This is a genomic window from Wenjunlia tyrosinilytica (assembly GCF_014646055.1).
Taxonomy (GTDB): domain Bacteria; phylum Actinomycetota; class Actinomycetes; order Streptomycetales; family Streptomycetaceae; genus Wenjunlia; species Wenjunlia tyrosinilytica.
This window is the reverse complement of record NZ_BMMS01000002.1, coordinates 24,938-39,790: the sequence shown is the minus strand read 5'-3', so window position 1 is coordinate 39,790 and position 14,853 is coordinate 24,938. Positions and strand designations below refer to the sequence as shown.

At 70.8% G+C, this 14,853-nt stretch carries 14 protein-coding genes; 7 read left to right on the top strand and 7 right to left on the bottom strand.

The window, feature by feature from the left end; genetic code table 11:
- Positions 1-348: 348 nt before the first annotated feature.
- A complete protein-coding gene (locus IEY86_RS02430) occupies positions 349-1,896 on the bottom strand; it encodes a S8 family peptidase (protein WP_189129793.1) in 1,548 nt (515 codons plus the stop codon).
- 522 nt (positions 1,897-2,418) lie between these two features.
- Here IEY86_RS02430 and IEY86_RS02425 point away from each other — a divergent pair.
- The 3 genes from IEY86_RS02425 to moaA all read left to right on the top strand — a co-directional run bounded on the left by IEY86_RS02425 (position 2,419) and on the right by moaA (position 5,728).
- Positions 2,419-2,838 carry a DUF485 domain-containing protein gene (locus IEY86_RS02425; RefSeq protein ID WP_189129792.1) on the top strand — a complete coding sequence of 140 codons (420 nt, stop codon included), beginning with the start codon at positions 2,419-2,421 and terminating at the stop codon, positions 2,836-2,838.
- Positions 2,835-4,496: a monocarboxylic acid transporter gene (locus tag IEY86_RS02420; RefSeq protein WP_373286943.1), complete on the top strand. Its 1,662-nt coding sequence runs from the start codon at positions 2,835-2,837 to the stop codon at positions 4,494-4,496. Before IEY86_RS02425 ends, IEY86_RS02420 begins: the two co-directional genes overlap by 4 nt.
- A 233-nt stretch (positions 4,497-4,729) precedes the next feature.
- Positions 4,730-5,728, top strand: a complete 999-nt coding sequence (gene moaA / locus IEY86_RS02415; RefSeq protein ID WP_229698100.1) for a GTP 3',8-cyclase MoaA — start codon at positions 4,730-4,732, stop codon at positions 5,726-5,728.
- Positions 5,729-5,795: 67 nt separating this feature from the next.
- Here the strand turns inward: moaA and IEY86_RS02410 are convergent, their stop codons facing one another.
- On the bottom strand, positions 5,796-6,047 hold the full coding sequence (locus IEY86_RS02410) for a hypothetical protein (RefSeq protein WP_189129790.1): 252 nt from the start codon (positions 6,045-6,047) through the stop codon (positions 5,796-5,798).
- 246 nt (positions 6,048-6,293) lie between these two features.
- Positions 6,294-6,650 (bottom strand): DUF3099 domain-containing protein, encoded by a 357-nt coding sequence (locus tag IEY86_RS02405; protein WP_189129789.1) that lies wholly within the window; start codon positions 6,648-6,650, stop codon positions 6,294-6,296.
- A 210-nt stretch (positions 6,651-6,860) separates the two neighbouring features.
- Here IEY86_RS02405 and IEY86_RS02400 point away from each other — a divergent pair, with 210 nt between their 5' ends.
- Positions 6,861-7,145 carry a GlsB/YeaQ/YmgE family stress response membrane protein gene (locus tag IEY86_RS02400; protein WP_189129788.1) on the top strand — a complete coding sequence of 95 codons (285 nt, stop codon included), beginning with the start codon at positions 6,861-6,863 and terminating at the stop codon, positions 7,143-7,145.
- 33 nt (positions 7,146-7,178) lie between these two features.
- Here the strand turns inward: IEY86_RS02400 and IEY86_RS02395 are convergent, their stop codons facing one another.
- From IEY86_RS02395 to IEY86_RS02385, 3 genes are read right to left on the bottom strand one after another with little or no spacing between them, the layout of a single operon-like run.
- Positions 7,179-7,745 (bottom strand): RNA 2'-phosphotransferase, encoded by a 567-nt coding sequence (locus IEY86_RS02395; RefSeq protein ID WP_189129787.1) that lies wholly within the window; start codon positions 7,743-7,745, stop codon positions 7,179-7,181.
- Between the two features lie 6 nt (positions 7,746-7,751).
- On the bottom strand, positions 7,752-9,155 hold the full coding sequence (locus tag IEY86_RS02390) for a TldD/PmbA family protein (RefSeq protein ID WP_189129786.1): 1,404 nt from the start codon (positions 9,153-9,155) through the stop codon (positions 7,752-7,754).
- Positions 9,152-10,678 (bottom strand): TldD/PmbA family protein, encoded by a 1,527-nt coding sequence (locus tag IEY86_RS02385; protein ID WP_189129785.1) that lies wholly within the window; start codon positions 10,676-10,678, stop codon positions 9,152-9,154. Before IEY86_RS02385 ends, IEY86_RS02390 begins: the two co-directional genes overlap by 4 nt.
- 209 nt (positions 10,679-10,887) lie before the next feature.
- On the opposite strand from IEY86_RS02385, the gene fabG reads away from it, so the two are divergent.
- Positions 10,888-11,607 carry a 3-oxoacyl-[acyl-carrier-protein] reductase gene (gene fabG, locus IEY86_RS02380; protein ID WP_189129784.1) on the top strand — a complete coding sequence of 240 codons (720 nt, stop codon included), beginning with the start codon at positions 10,888-10,890 and terminating at the stop codon, positions 11,605-11,607.
- A 5-nt stretch (positions 11,608-11,612) separates the two neighbouring features.
- Positions 11,613-12,380 carry an enoyl-ACP reductase FabI gene (gene fabI, locus IEY86_RS02375; protein ID WP_189129783.1) on the top strand — a complete coding sequence of 256 codons (768 nt, stop codon included), beginning with the start codon at positions 11,613-11,615 and terminating at the stop codon, positions 12,378-12,380.
- A 132-nt stretch (positions 12,381-12,512) separates the two neighbouring features.
- Here fabI and IEY86_RS02370 read toward each other — a convergent pair whose 3' ends face one another.
- The gene (locus tag IEY86_RS02370; RefSeq protein WP_189129782.1) at positions 12,513-13,178 is read right to left on the bottom strand and encodes a FadR/GntR family transcriptional regulator; all 666 of its coding nucleotides are present in this window, start codon (positions 13,176-13,178) and stop codon (positions 12,513-12,515) included.
- Positions 13,179-13,269: 91 nt separating this feature from the next.
- On the opposite strand from IEY86_RS02370, the gene IEY86_RS02365 reads away from it, so the two are divergent.
- Positions 13,270-14,763, top strand: a complete 1,494-nt coding sequence (locus IEY86_RS02365; protein WP_229698099.1) for a CynX/NimT family MFS transporter — start codon at positions 13,270-13,272, stop codon at positions 14,761-14,763.
- Positions 14,764-14,853 lie beyond the last annotated feature (90 nt).

Sequence of the window (14,853 nt, the reverse complement as noted above, 5' to 3'; positions counted from 1 at the left end):
CCGACAGTGATTCCCGAAGTGTCGCCCTTGTGAAGTACGGCGCATGGAACGGACATTGAAGGACGGATGGGCGAGTAATGGTTCATCAGGAACGCGAGGCCATGTCGCCGTCCGCTGCTGACGGACCGTCTCGCATGCTTGGCCGCGCCTCCATGGACGACCGCAGCGCTCTGAAGACGCTGGTCGAGCCGTAACGGCGACCGGCGGCACGCACGTTCACGGCCGGGCCGGAGGGGGAACGATCCCCGCCCGGCCCGGCCGCTGTCGCGCCGAAGGCTGCGCTGCCTCGCTATTTCGTTACTTCGCTGCCTCGCTGCCTCGCTCTTCGCGACGAGTGGGTGACGACGGCTACTTCTCGACGGCGTCCAGCGCGTCCACGATGCCGTGGCCGTAGAAGCCGTTGTAGCTCTTGCCGCCCTTGCACACGGCGTCGGCGACACCGTCGCCGTCGCTGTCGTAGAGGGTGGGGCAGGCCACGTCGTCCGCCTCGAACTTGAGCAGGGCCTGTACGACGGCCGAAGGAGCCCACGGGTGGGTGCTCTTGATCAGGGCCGCCACGCCCGCGACATGCGGACCGGCCATCGAGGTGCCCTGGAGGTACCCGTACTGGTTGTCCGGCAGGGTGGACAGGATCCGGCCGTCCACGGCCGGGGCGTCCGGCAGCACCCGGCGGTCGCCACCGGGGGCGGCGACATCGATCACGCCGAGGCCGTAGTTGGAGTAGTAGGACTTGCCGGCCTTGGCGCCGGTGGCCGAGACCGAGACCACGCCCGGCAGCTGCGTGGGGACGTCGAAGCACTTGTGCGGGTCGACGGTCCGCGGGGTCGGGGTGCCGTCGTCGGGGCTGGTGGTGTCCTCGATGGAGTCGGCGTCGAGGTCCCAGTTGGAATTGCCCGCCGAGGCGACGTTGACCGTGCCCTTGTGCTCGGCGAACCGGGTGGCCCGGCCGATGGCGTCGACTATCGCCTTCTGGTCGGGGTCCTCGACGCAGTTGAAGTACCACGGGTCCACGTAGTAGCTGTTGTTCGTCACGTCGATGCCGTGCTCACCGGCCCAGACGAAGCCGCAGACCACGCTCTCCGGGTAGAAGAGGCTGTCGCCCGGCTGGGACACCTTGATCGCGGCGACCTTCACACCCGGAGCGACGCCCGAGACGCCGATGCCGTTGCGGGCCGCGGCTATCGTCCCGGCCACGTGGGTGCCGTGGTAGTTGCCGGCCGAGTCCGGGTAGGGCCGCCAGGCGCCGTCGGAGGCGTCCGGCTTGCCGCCGACGCAGTTCACCGAGTCCCGCTTGTCGAAGTTCGGGGCGAGGTCCGGGTGGCTGTCGTCGACACCCGTGTCGATGACACCGACGGTGACCTTGCGGCTGCCCAGTGTCTTCTCGTGGGCCTTGTCGGCCTTGATGGCGCCGAGGTCCCACTGGAGCGGCTCGAGCGGTTCCCGCGTGAGACCCGCCTTCGAGGCCTTGGCGGACTTGGGGGCCAGCGCGGCCGCCGTCTTCGCGTCCACCTTCTCCGGCACGCCGACCTCGGTGGTGGCCGCGGACTGGAGCGGAGCGGTGCGGGTGGCGCCCGCGGACTGCACACCGCGGACCCCGCGCAGTTCCTTCGCGAAGTCGGTGTTGGCCGAGTGCGCGACTACGACGCCTATCTGCTCGTACGAGATCACCACGGTGCCGCCGGCGTCACGTACCGCCTGCTCGACCTTCTTCACATAGCCGTGGTTGGCCTTGGTGTTCACCACGTAGCTCAGGGCCGGGCCGTCCGCGGCTTTCTCCTGGTGGCCGGCGGCCGACGCCGTGGAGGCGGCGAGCGGCAGGCAGGCGAGTGCCCCCGCCACGGCGAAGCTCAGCGGAACCGCGGCGACACGTCTGCGCCGGGGTGGGACAGGAGCCATCGGATCTCCAATTCGTCCTGAAAAACCGCCCGTGGGCGTGATTGCCCTGGGCGGGTACATGACGAGCGAAGCTACCGCCGACCATCGGCCCGATTCAATGGATTCCGAGTGTTTGTTCCTGGATCTCCGTTCGGAATACGGAAAATGAGTCCTTCTCACAGGGCACCGGGAGCGCCGCGATGCTCGGCGGAGGCGGCGGAGGCGGCGCACGGTGGCGGTACCCGCGGGCCGCCGCCCCCGATCCCCCCGCCGGTGAGCCGCGCCGGGGGCCTCGGGACGGCGGTTGTCGGTCGAACGGGCGAACTGCGAGCCGCGTGCCGCTCATCCTGTAGAACGAACCGTTCATCGAGCCGTTGCGGCCCTTGAGCCCAAGTCGTCCGGCCATCCCTGTTGGATCACTCTTCGGCGCCCCTAACATGCGCGGGACCGTTCGGGGACGTGATCCGTATCACGTTCCCCCGGTGCGCCTTGCTCTCAGTTCCCCCGTTCCGCTGCCCGCGGGCCCCGCCGTGAGGAGACCGAGTGACTACCGAACACACCCGAGCGAGCCAGGGACCCCCCGGCGTCGAACGCTACGCGCAGGTCCACGAGGGCCCGGAGTTCGCCGAACTGCGCCGTTCCTTCCGCAACTTCGCCTTCCCCCTCACGGTCGGTTTCATCTCCTGGTACCTGCTGTACGTGCTGCTGTCGAACTACGCGGGCGGCTTCATGGGCACCACCGTGGTCGGCAACATCAACGTGGCCTTCGTCCTCGGGCTGCTGCAGTTCCTGACCACCTTCGTCATCGCCTGGCTCTACGCCCGGTACGCCGACTCCCGGCTCGACCCGAAGGCCGACGCCCTCCGTGAGGCGCTGGAGGTGCCGCACCAGCGGCAGTCCGAGCCCACCGGCACCCTGAGCGGCCCCACCGGCACCCTGAGCGGCAAGGAGGGCGACGCATGACCGGGCAGACCATGGCACACGCCATGTCCCACGGCGCCGGAGCGCTGAACCCGCTCGCAGCCTCCGACGCCGGAGACCACCGCACGCTGATCATCTCGCTCTTCTCGGTGTTCGTCCTGATCACCCTCGGCATCACGGTGTGGGCGGGGCGGCAGACCAAGGACGCCACCGACTTCTACGCGGGCGGCCGCTCGTTCACCGGCTTCCAGAACGGTGTGGCGATCTCCGGCGACTACATGTCGGCCGCGTCGTTCCTCGGTATCGCGGGCGCCATCTCCCTCTACGGGTACGACGGCTTCCTGTACTCCATCGGCTTCCTGGTCGCCTGGCTCGTCGCGCTCCTGCTCGTGGCGGAGCCGCTGCGCAACTCCGGCCGGTTCACCATGGCCGACGTGCTCGCCTTCCGCATGCGGCAGCGTCCCGTGCGCACGGCGGCGGGCACCTCCACGATCGTGGTCTCCATCTTCTACCTGCTCGCCCAGATGGTCGGCGCGGGCTCGCTGGTGGCCCTCCTGCTCGGCGTCACGGGCGAGGGGCCGCGCCGCTGGATCATCGCGCTGGTCGGTCTGGTGATGGTCTTGTACGTGATCATCGGCGGGATGAAGGGCACCACCTGGGTGCAGATCATCAAGGCCGTGCTCCTCATCCTGGGCACCCTCCTGATCACCGTCCTGGTGCTCAACAAGTTCGACTGGAACATCTCCTCGCTGCTCGGCGCCGCCGCCGACGCCAGCGGCCAGGGCAAGTCCTTCCTGGAGCCGGGCCTGCGCTACGGCGCGGACAGCACCTCGAAGCTGGACTTCGTCTCCCTCGGCCTCGCGCTCGTACTCGGCACCGCCGGGCTGCCGCACATCCTTGTGCGCTTCTACACCGTGCCCACCTCCAAGGCCGCCCGGAAGTCGGTCAACTGGGCCATCGGCATCATCGGCGGCTTCTACCTGATGACGATCGCCCTCGGCTTCGGCGCCGCCGCCCTGGTGGGCCCGAAGGCCATCTCCGCGGCCAACGCGGCAGGCAACACCGCGGCGCCGCAGCTCGCCCAGGAACTCGGCGGCGGCGCGGACAGCACCTGGGGCGCCATCCTGCTGGCGACGATCTCCGCCATCGCGTTCGCCACGATCCTCGCGGTGGTGGCGGGCCTGACGCTGGCCTCCTCGGCCTCGTTCGCCCACGACCTGTGGGCCAATGTGATCCGCAAGGGCAGGACCAGCGAGAAGGAGGAGGTGGGGGTCGCCAAGATCGCGGCCGCCATCATCGGGGTCATCGCCATCGTGCTGGGCATCTTCGCGGACAAGCTCAACACGGCGGCGCTGGTGGCGCTGGCCTTCGCCGTGGCCGCCTCGGCGAACCTGCCGACACTGCTCTACAGCCTGTTCTGGAAGCGGTTCACCACCCAGGGCGCGGTGTGGAGCATCTACGGCGGCCTCACCTGCTCGGTCACGCTGGTGATCTTCTCGCCGGTCGTGTCCGGCAACCCCAAGGCGCTCTTCCCGGGGATGGACTTCGACTGGTTCCCGCTGGAGAACCCAGGTCTGGTCTCCATCCCGCTCGGCTTCCTGCTCGGGTGGGTCGCCACCCTGCTGTCCAAGGAGGAGCCGGACGCCGGCAAGTACGCGGAACTGGAGGTCCGCTCGCTCACGGGGGCGGGTGCCGTCTGACCGGCCAGGACGCGACGGGGCCGCGGTGAAGGCACGGCGAGGCCGCGAGGGCGCCGCGAGGGCAGCGCGCTTAAACAAAGTGTTGTAGCTTCCGACCCATCGCGTACGCTGCGGCGGGACAGCGGCTCCATGCCCGCTGTCCCGCCGCGAGCGCTCGGCCCCACCGGGAATGTCGTACCGCGGACATAGGCTGGTAGGAGTACGGGCGCTGTCGACGCGCCCCCTGAGTGGAGGTGGACGCCGTTCTTCTCGACACCTACGGGCGCGTGGCCACCGATCTGCGGGTCTCCCTCACCGACCGGTGCAATCTGCGCTGCACGTACTGCATGCCGGAAGAGGGCCTGCAATGGCTGGCCAAGCCCGAACTCCTCACCGACGACGAGATCGTCCGACTCATCCGGATAGCCGTGGCCGACCTCGGCATCCGCGAGGTCCGCTTCACCGGCGGCGAGCCGCTGCTGCGCCCCGGGCTGGTCTCCATCGTCGCCGCCTGCGCCGAGCTCGACCCCCGCCCCAGGATCTCCCTCACCACCAATGGCATCGGCCTCGAGCGCACCGCCTCGGCGCTGCGCGAGGCGGGGCTGGACCGGGTCAATGTCTCACTCGACACCCTGCGCCCCGATGTCTTCCAGACCCTCACCCGCCGCAAGCGCCACCACGACGTGATCGGCGGCCTCGACGCCGCCCGTGCCGCCGGGCTCGCCCCGGTCAAGGTCAACACGGTGCTGATGCGCGGCATCAACGACGACGAGGCCCCCGACCTGCTCGGCTGGGCCCTGGCGAACGGCTACGAGCTGCGCTTCATCGAGCAGATGCCGCTCGACGCCCAGCACGGCTGGAAGCGCGACAACATGGTGACTGCCGAGGAGATCCTGCGCAGCCTCGCCACCCGCTTCAGCCTCACCCCGGAGCCGTCGCAGGACCGCGGCTCGGCCCCGGCCGAGCGCTGGCTGGTCGACGGAGGGCCCGCCAGGGTCGGTGTCATCGCGAGCGTGACCCGGCCGTTCTGCCGCGCCTGCGACCGGACCCGGCTCACCGCGGACGGCCAGGTGCGCACCTGCCTGTTCGCACGCGAGGAGTCCGATCTGCGCGGCGGCCTGCGCTCGGGCGCCTCCGACGCGCAGGTCGCGGATCTGTGGAGGGTTGCGATGTGGGGCAAGAAGGCGGGCAGCGGGCTCGACGACCCCTCGTTCCTCCAGCCCCAGCGGCCGATGTCGGCCATCGGAGGCTGAGGCGGCCGCCGGACCCGCGCTGTGCCCTGTGCGGCGAGCCCCGGTAGGGCGCGGCGCTCGCGCTCGGCTACGTGGCGTCGCGCTCGGCCCCGGGCCGGGACTCGCGCTCGGTCCACTCGGCGAACGGGACCACGTCCTTCAGGAAGCCGCGCACACCCAGGAACTTCGACAGATGCTCACGGTGCGCCTCGCAGGCGAGCCAGGTCTTGCGCCGCTCCGGCTGATGGATCTTGGGGTTGTTCCACGCCAGTACCCACTCGGCGGGCTCGCGGCAGTCCTTGGCCGAGCAGATCGGCTCTTCGGGCTCGGGACGGAGCATGGGACTCACCTGGTGGACTCGCCTTGCGTTCAGTTCGGTCCGGAGGGAAAAGGGCCCGGAGGGAAAAGGGGCCCGGACATGGGGCGACGCCGGGCAACCACGGGGGGAGCCGCCCGGCGTCGGTCCATCGCCCCGACGGGGGATGCGGAGCGCGTATCGAAGTATGGCACGCAGAGACTGCCGCGGGGCACTGGATCCCGGCGATTGTGTTGAGCTTTTCCTGAGGTACAAACGTACAACGGTCGGTCAACGCGCGTCGTATTCCCGGTGCTGATCCGGATCCCGTTCCTCCACCTGATGCGGATGGGACTCGAGCTCGGGAGGCGGGGTCGGAGTGATCACCGCGCCGGGCAGATCCTTGGCGTTCTCCCGGCCCGCGTTGGCGATCACCACCGCGATGTAGGGGAGCACACCCCCGGCCACCAGGGCGGCCCACGCGAGCGGCCGCTCCACGCTCCACAGCGTCACCGCCAGGATCACGCACACCGTGCGGATGCTCATCGAGATGACGTAACGCCGCTGCCGCCCACGCACGTCCTCGGAGAGACCGGCCGCCGCACCCGTGATGCGGAAGACCTCGTTCCCGCTCCCGTGCCTGTGCATCGCCATCACCCGCCGCCCGATCGAACTCCGGAGGACTCCCGCCTCCAACGTTCCCACGTTACGCCGCGCCCCGTCGGTGCCACAGGCCGGGTACCGGCGGCCGTAAGCCGTCCGGCAGCGCCGACATGCGGTGCCCAGGCTCCCCGCGGACACTGGAACCGAGGCGCACCGGCACGTCCCCGTCCGGGCGGACAGACCTCGGGAGGCGGCATGTCGTTCTTGTGGGCCATCATCGTCGGCTTCGTCCTCGGGCTGCTGGCCAAGGGGATCCTTCCGGGCAAGCAGGCGATCCCGCTGTGGCTGACCGTCGTCCTCGGAACGCTCGGCGGGATCCTCGGCAACGCGGTGGCGATCTGGTCCGGGGTGGGCGAGACCAGGGGCGTCGACTGGATCCGGCACATCCTGCAGATCGCTGGCGCGGTCCTGCTCGTGGCCGTCGGCACACCGCTGTACCACTCGTGGAAGGGCGGTTCACGCGGACGGGTGGTCCGCTGATCCCGCGGGCCGACGGGCGGCGACCGCTGCCCTTCAGCCCCTCGCGCCGTCCTCGTGGTGGAGCCGCAGCCGCTCGGGGGGTACATGGTCCGTCAGCCACACCCCGTTGGCGCTGACCCGGAAGGCATGCCCTTCCCTCCCCAGGGCCGCCGCGTCCACGGCCAGCACCACCGGCCGACCGTGCCGCGCGCCCACCCGCAGTGCCGTCCGCACATCGGCGGACAGGTGGACGTCCTGGCGGGACATCGGGCGCAGCCCCTCCCGCATGATCACCGGGACGGTCCGCGCCCCGGTGCCGTGGAAGAGCACATCGGGCGGGACGGCGCGCTCGAGCCCGAGGTCCACCTCCACCGAGTGGCCCTGGCTCGCCCTGATCCGGGTGCCGTCCTCGCAGAACGCGAAGCGCTTCTTGTTGTTCGTGGCGACGACGTGCTCGAGCTCGGCACGGGAGAAGCGGCGGCCCTTCGCCGCACAGGCGGCCATCAGATCGTCCACGCCCACCCAGCCGGCGTCGTCCAGCACGATCCCGACAGCGCCGGGATCGTGCCGCAGCACCAGCGACAGGAACTTGGAGATCCTGACCGCCCGCTTCTCCTCCATGGACCGCTAGACCCCCTGACTGACCGAGCTCATATTGAAGTCCGGCACCCGCATCGCCGGCATGGCGGCCCGGGTGAAGTAGTCGCCCCACTCGCGCGGCAGCGTCCGCTCGGTGCGGCCCACCTCGCTCGCGCGGCCGAGCAGATCCACCGGCGACTCGTTGAACCGGAAGTTGTTCACCGCGCCCACGACCTCGCCGTCCTCGACGAGGTACACCCCGTCGCGGGTCAGCCCGGTCAGCAGGAGGGTCGCAGGGTCCACCTCGCGGATGTACCACAGGCAGGTCAGCAGCAGTCCGCGCCGGGTCCCGGCCACCATCTCCTCGAGGGACTTGGCCCCGTCGGGGCTGCGCAGGCAGAGATTGTCGATGCCGGGGGCGACCGGAAGGCCGGTCAGTCCCGCCGAGTGCCGGGTGGTCGGCAGCGAGGTCAGCACCCCCTCGCGGATCCACTCGGTCGGCGCGAGCGGCAGCCCGTTGTCGAAGACCGACGAGTCGTCGCCGGAGGTGTGCGCGATGACGAACGGCGCAGCCTCCAGGCCCCGCTCGGCCGGGTCGCTGGCGAGCGTGAGCGGCAGCGGCGAGAGCTTCTCGCCCACCCGGGTGCCCCCGCCGGGCCGGCTGAAGACGGTGCGGCCCTCGGCGGCGTCACGGCCCCCGGACGACCACATCTGGTAGATCAGCAGGTCGGCGACCGCGGTCGGCGGCAGCAGTGTCTCGTAGCGCCCCGCGGGCAGGTCGATCTTGCGCTCGGCCCACTTCAGGCGCTGCGCCAGACCCTCGTCGAGCGAGGCCAGGTCCACATCGGTGAAGTCGCGGGTCGCCGCTCCCGCCCACGCGGAGCGGGTGCGGTCCGGTGACTTGGCGTTGAGCTCGACCGAGCCGGTCGGCTGGTCGTGCCGCAGCCGAAGACCCGTCGAGGAGCCGAGGTACGTCGAGGTGAACCGGTGCTCGGCGAAGCCGTACAGCTCCCGGCCCCCGCCCCTGGCGCGGGCGAAAGCCTCGCCGAGGGCGGGAGCGAACGCCCCGAACACCTCGACCGAGGTCTCCACGGGGGCGTCGGTGAAATCGGGGGAGCTCGGGACGCCGGAGACCAGCGGCTGGGCGTCCTCGGCAGGACCGGTCTCACGGGCGGCGGCCTCCGAGGCACGCACCAGGGACTCCAGCTCGTCGGCGGTCACGGCCGAGCGCGAGACCACGCCGGAGGCGGTGCCCCGGGCGCCGTCGACCGTCGAGATGACGGTGAGGGTGCGGCCGCGGGTGACCCCGTTGGTCGTCAGCGCGTTCCCCGCCCACCGCAGATTGGCGGTGGAGTCCTCGTCGGCGATGACCACGCAGCCGTCGGCGCGGGAGAGCTTCAGCGCCCGCTCGACGGTCTCGTGCGGCGCGGTCGTTCCGGAAACCTCGCTCATCGCCCGGCCTCCTGTGCCGTATTGAGGATGTTGACACCGCGGAACAGCGCGGACGGGCAGCCGTGGGAGACCGCGGCGACCTGGCCCGGCTGGGCCTTGCCGCAGTTGAACGCGCCGCCGAGGACATAGGTGCCGGGGCCGCCGACCGCCTCCATCGAGCCCCAGAAGTCGGTGGTGCTCGCCTGGTAGGCGACGTCCTTGAGCTGGCCCGCCAGCCGGCCGTTCTCGATCCTGAAGAACCGCTGACCGGTGAACTGGAAGTTGTAGCGCTGCATGTCGATCGACCACGAGCGGTCCCCGACGATGTAGACACCGCGCTCGACACCCTCGATCAGCCCCCGCGTGGACGGACCCTCGGGGTCGGGCTGGAGCGAGACATTCGCCATGCGCTGCACGGGCACATGGCCGGGGGAGTCGGCGTAGGCGCAGCCGTTGGAGCGCTCGAAGCCCTGCAGACGGGCGATCCGGCGGTCCAGCTGGTAGCCGACGAGTGTGCCGTCCTTGACCAGGTCCCACGACTGCCCGGCCACGCCCTCGTCGTCGTAGCCGATGGTGGCGAGGCCGTGCTCGGCGGTGCGGTCCCCGGTGACATTCATCAGCCGTGACCCGTACGCGAGCGTGCCCAGCTTGTCGAAGGTCGCGAACGAGGTGCCCGCGTACGCCGCCTCGTAGCCCAGCGCCCGGTCCAGCTCGGTGGCGTGCCCGATGGACTCGTGGATGGTCAGCCACAGATTCGACGGGTCCACGACCACGTCGTAGCGGCCCGCCTCCACACTGGGCGCCCGCATCTTCTCGGCCAGCAGCTCGGGGATCTCGGCGAGCTCGCGGTCCCAGTCCCAGGTCCGGTCCGTGGTCAGGTACTCCCAGCCGCGCCCCACCGGGGGCGCCAGGGTGCGCATCGAGTCGAACTCGCCCGTGCGGGGGTCCACCGACACGGCGGTCAGCGACGGATGCAGCCGTACCCGCTGCTGGGTGGTGCTCGTTCCCGCCGTGTCCGCATAGAACTTGTTCTCGTGAACGGTCATGAGCGAGGCGTCCACATGGGAGACGCCCTCGGCCGCCAGCAGCCGCTCGCTCCACCCGGCCAGCAGCGCGGTCTTCTCCGCGTCCGGCACGTCGAAGGGGTCCACCTCGTACGAGGAGACCCAGGTGGCGTCCGCGTGCACCGGCTCCCCTGCCAGCTCCACCCTCTCGTCGGAGCCCGCCGCCGCGATCACCCCCGCGGACAGCCGCGCCATCGCCACCGCCTGCTCGGCCACCCTCGCCGCGGCGTCCGGGGTCAGATCCACCCCGGACGCGAAGCCCCACGCCCCGCCGTGCACCACCCGCACCGCGAAACCGACATCCGTGGTGTCGGACGAGCCCGAGGGCTTGGCGTCACGCAATCGCCACGAGGCGCTGCGCACCCTCTCGAACCGGAAGTCGGCGTGCTCGGACCCCAGCTCACGGGTGCGGGTCAGCGCGGCGTCGGCGAGTCTGCGCAAGGGATACGCCAGGAACGCCGGATCGATCTGATGGGGCACGGGTGCCTCCGTTCGGTGTCGGGCCGGTCGAAGTGAATCATGTCGCGCCGACAGGGGTGCCGCCCACTGATTTCTGTTGGATCCCAACAGTGGCGGACCTCAGCCCCTGTCGGGGCCCGATTCCCGCTCGAGGGGGTGGGACCGATAGTTTTCTCAGGTACATACCGTGCTCGACCGCACGGGTTCTCCCAAACAGGAGGGGTGGTCCGTTGAGCCGCTCGGTTCTCGTCACCGGAGGCAACAGGGGCATCGGCCTCGCCATCGCGCGCGCGTTCGCAGACAACGGCGACAAGGTGGCCGTCACCTTCCGCACGGGTGAGCCACCGGAGGAGCTGACCAAGCTCGGTGTCCTGCCGGTCCGGTGCGACATCACCGACGCCGAGCAGGTCGACACCGCCTACAAGACCATCGAAGAGCAGCACGGAGCGGTCGAGGTGCTGGTGGCCAACGCCGGCGTCACCCGTGACCAGCTGCTCCTGCGGATGTCCGAGGAGGACTTCACCTCCGTCCTGGACACCAACCTCACCGGCACCTTCCGCGTGGTCAAGCGCGCCTCCCGGGGCATGCTGCGCGCCCGCAAGGGCCGGATCGTCCTGATCTCCTCCGTGGTCGGCCTCAAGGGATCTCCCGGCCAGGCGAACTACGCGGCCTCCAAGGCCGGCCTCGTCGGCTTCGCCCGGTCGCTGGCGCACGAGCTGGGCTCGCGGAACATCACCGTCAACGTGGTCGCCCCCGGCTTCGTCGACACGGCGATGACGCAGGTGCTCGGCGGCGAGCGCAAGGAGGAGATCCTCAAGAACATCCCGGCAGGGCGCTACGCGCAGCCGGAGGAGGTCGCCGCCTCCGTGCGCTTCCTCGCCTCCGACGACGCCGCATACATCACTGGAGCCGTCATTCCTGTCGACGGTGGATTGGGCATGGGTCACTGATCATCATGAGTGGACTTCTCAACGGCAAGCGGATCCTGGTCACCGGCGTCCTCCTGGAATCGTCGATCGCCTTCCACACCGCCAAGCTCGCGCAGGAGCAGGGCGCCGAGGTCGTGCTGACCGGTTTCGGCCGCCTCAGCCTCGTCGAGCGCATCGCCAACCGGCTGCCCAAGCCCGCCCCGGTCATCGAGCTGGACGTGGCGAACACCGAGCACCTCGACACCCTCGCCGACCGGGTGCGCCAGCACGTGGACGGGCTCGACGGCGTCGTGCACTCCATCGGCTTCGCCCCGCAGGACGCGCTCGGCGGCAACTTCCTGAACACCCCCTGGGAGTCGGTCGCCACCGCCGTCCAGGTCTCGGCGTACTCGCTGAAGTCGCTGACCATGGCGACGCTGCCGCTGTTCGAGAACGGCGGCTCGGTCGTCGGCATGGACTTCGACGCCACCGTGGCCTGGCCGCAGTACGACTGGATGGGCGTGGCCAAGGCGGCGCTGGAGTCGACCTCCCGCTACCTCGCCCGTGACCTGGGCAAGGAGAACATCCGGGTCAACCTGGTCTCGGCCGGCCCGATCAAGTCCATGGCCGCCAAGTCCATCCCGGGCTTCGAGGAGCTGGCGAAGGTCTGGGACGACCGCGCGCCGCTGACCTGGGACCTCGCCGACCCCGAGCCCGCCGCCCGCGGTGTGGTGGCACTGCTGTCCGACTGGTTCCCGAAGACGACCGGCGAGATCGTCCACGTGGACGGCGGCCTGCACGCGATCGGCGCCTGACCGGTATTCCGCGTTTCTGCGTTTCTGCGTTTCCGAATTCTCGTTTTTTCGCGTTTCGCGTTTCGCGTTTTCGAGTTTCCGAGCGAGCCCGGCACCCGTGGGGGCCGGGCTCGCTCACGTTCCGGTGCTCCGTCAGGAACGGCAGCGAGTGGCGTAGGAGCCCGCCTCGGCGGCGGCGGTACCGGCGTCGCCCGCCCTGACCGCCTCGATCAGCCGCGAGTGGTCCAGATGCTGCTCGGGATCGAGTCTCGAGCCCACGTCCCATCGCAGGAAGTCCCTCAGGACCTCCCCGAGGTCCGCGTAGAGCTCGGCCAGGATGTCATTGTGCGAGGCCGCCACCACCGCCTGGTGCAAGGAGGCGTCGGCCTGCACGAACGCCTCCGCGTGGCCCGAGTCCCAGGCCCGCTCGCGCCGCTCCAGCGCGGTGTCGAGTATCGCCATGTCCGCGTCGGTGCGGCGCTGAGCGGCGAGGCGGGCGGCGGTCGTCTCCAGCGCGCTGCGCAGCTCCGCGACGTGCGCGGGATCGGCGTCGGCGAAGCGGCGGTGCATCACACCGGCGAGCTCGGATGTGGCGAGGACGTATGTGCCGGAGCCCTGGCGGATGTCCAGCAGCCCGTTGTGGGCGAGGGCGCGTACCGCCTCCCGCACGGTGTTGCGGGCCACTCCGAGCCGCTCGACCAGCTCGGGTTCGGTCGGGATACGTGAGCCGACCGGCCACTCGCCCGAGGTGATCTGTCCCCTGAGCTGCGCGATCACCTGGTCGGCGAGGGCCGAGCGCCTGGGCGAGGTCAGTGGCATGGCGCTCCCGGGACGAGCCTGGAACCAGGACGGCCGGGAGGGGCGGAACCCAGTGGAGAGAGAATCATCCCATCATTCTATGATGGGCTTCATGTCTGAGGAAGAGACCGCCACCAAGGAACAGACCGCGACCGGAGAAGAGACCGAGACCGAGGAAGAGACCGTCACCGGAGGTCACCCGCGGCGGCGGGCCCGGCCGGGGCCCGTGGGCCGGACCGACGGGCGACTCCTCGGCGGGCGCCCCCTCGGCAGCCGATCCCCCGCCAGCCGATCCCTCGGTGATCGGCCCCTCGGCGGCGCACCGTTCGGTGTCGGGCTCCTGGCCGACCGGGCGGTCCCCGGATGGATGCCCCGCCTGGTGATGGCCGGCCTCGTCATGACGGCGCTCAATCTGCGCCCGGCGATCACCAGCCTCGGCGCCCTCATGGAGGAAGTCCGGCACGGCCTGCACATGAGCGGCACGGCCGCCGGGATGCTCACCTCGGTTCCCGCCCTGTGCTTCGCCGTCTTCGGCGTCACCGCTCCCCGCCTGGCCAGGCGCTACGGCCCGGTGACGGTGGTGGGGGCGGGCATGGCCGCGATCGCGGTGGGACTGGCCGTGCGCTCGCTGGTCGGAACTACGGCCGCGTTCGTGGCCGTCAGCGCCCTGGCGCTCGCTGGAATCGCGATGGGCAACGTCCTGGTTCCCGTGATCATCAAGCGGTACTTCCCCGAGCGGGTCGGGGCGATGACCGGCCTGTACTCGATGGCGCTGGCCCTGGGCACCTCCTCGGCGGCGGCCGTCACCGTGCCCCTCACACAGGCCCTCGGCGGCAGTTGGCGGGCCGGACTGGGCGTGTGGGCGGTCCTGGCCGCCCTCGCCGTACTGCCGTGGCTGCCGGTGGTGCTCCGTGACCGGGGGAGCGGTGGGCGCGGTGAGCGGGCCGCGGGCCGCGTCCCTCGCCAGAGCCGCGGCGGGAGCCGGGGCCGGAACGAGGGGGCCGCGGCCGCCGGGACCGACGCCCCGATGCGGATCACCCGCAGCCGCACCGCCTGGGCTCTCGGTGTCTTCTTCGGCCTCCAGGCCACCGGCGCCTACATCACCATGGGCTGGCTGCCGCAGATCTTCCATGACGCCGGGATCCCGGCCGGGCAGGCCGGAGTGCTCCTTGCGGTGACGATGGGGGTCGGCGTTCCGCTGTCCTTCGTTCTTCCGGCGCTCGCCGCCCGCTACCGGCACCAGGGCCCGTTTGCCGCCGCCCTCGGCCTGTTCGGCATCACCGGCTACCTCGGCCTGGCGCTGGCTCCGGCCGCCGCACCCTGGGTGTGGTCGCTCCTGCTCGGTGTGTCCAACTGCGCGTTTCCCCTCGCCCTCACCATGGTCGGCCTGCGCTCGCGGAGCACGGCCGGCGTGGTGAAGCTGTCCGCCTTCGCGCAGGGCGTCGGTTACCTGATCTCCATCCCGGGGCCCATCGCGGTTGGCGCCCTCTACGAGCACTCCGGCGGATGGAGCCTGCCCATCACGCTGATCGCGGGCCTGCTCGTGCCGCAGATCGTGGTCGGGATACTCGCGGGGCGGGTCCGGCACATCGAGGACGAGGTCTGAGCGGGACGGGTGGGGCCTGAGCGGGACGGGTGGGGCCGGGCGGGACGGGTGGGGCCGGGCGGGTCACTCGGCGGCGCCCGGGGGAGTGGG

What these genes read in the sequence shown, in the direction of transcription:
- IEY86_RS02365 (WP_229698099.1), top strand. Translation starts at nt 13,270, where the DNA reads ATGTCTGAGGAAGAGACCGCCACCAAGGAACAGACCGCGACCGGAGAA.
- IEY86_RS02370 (WP_189129782.1), bottom strand. Translation starts at nt 13,178, where the DNA reads ATGCCACTGACCTCGCCCAGGCGCTCGGCCCTCGCCGACCAGGTGATC.
- IEY86_RS02390 (WP_189129786.1), bottom strand. Translation starts at nt 9,155, where the DNA reads ATGAGCGAGGTTTCCGGAACGACCGCGCCGCACGAGACCGTCGAGCGG.
- IEY86_RS02410 (WP_189129790.1), bottom strand. Translation starts at nt 6,047, where the DNA reads ATGCTCCGTCCCGAGCCCGAAGAGCCGATCTGCTCGGCCAAGGACTGC.
- IEY86_RS02395 (WP_189129787.1), bottom strand. Translation starts at nt 7,745, where the DNA reads ATGGAGGAGAAGCGGGCGGTCAGGATCTCCAAGTTCCTGTCGCTGGTG.
- fabI (WP_189129783.1), top strand. Translation starts at nt 11,613, where the DNA reads ATGAGTGGACTTCTCAACGGCAAGCGGATCCTGGTCACCGGCGTCCTC.
- IEY86_RS02430 (WP_189129793.1), bottom strand. Translation starts at nt 1,896, where the DNA reads ATGGCTCCTGTCCCACCCCGGCGCAGACGTGTCGCCGCGGTTCCGCTG.
- IEY86_RS02420 (WP_373286943.1), top strand. Translation starts at nt 2,835, where the DNA reads ATGACCGGGCAGACCATGGCACACGCCATGTCCCACGGCGCCGGAGCG.
- IEY86_RS02405 (WP_189129789.1), bottom strand. Translation starts at nt 6,650, where the DNA reads ATGCACAGGCACGGGAGCGGGAACGAGGTCTTCCGCATCACGGGTGCG.
- IEY86_RS02400 (WP_189129788.1), top strand. Translation starts at nt 6,861, where the DNA reads ATGTCGTTCTTGTGGGCCATCATCGTCGGCTTCGTCCTCGGGCTGCTG.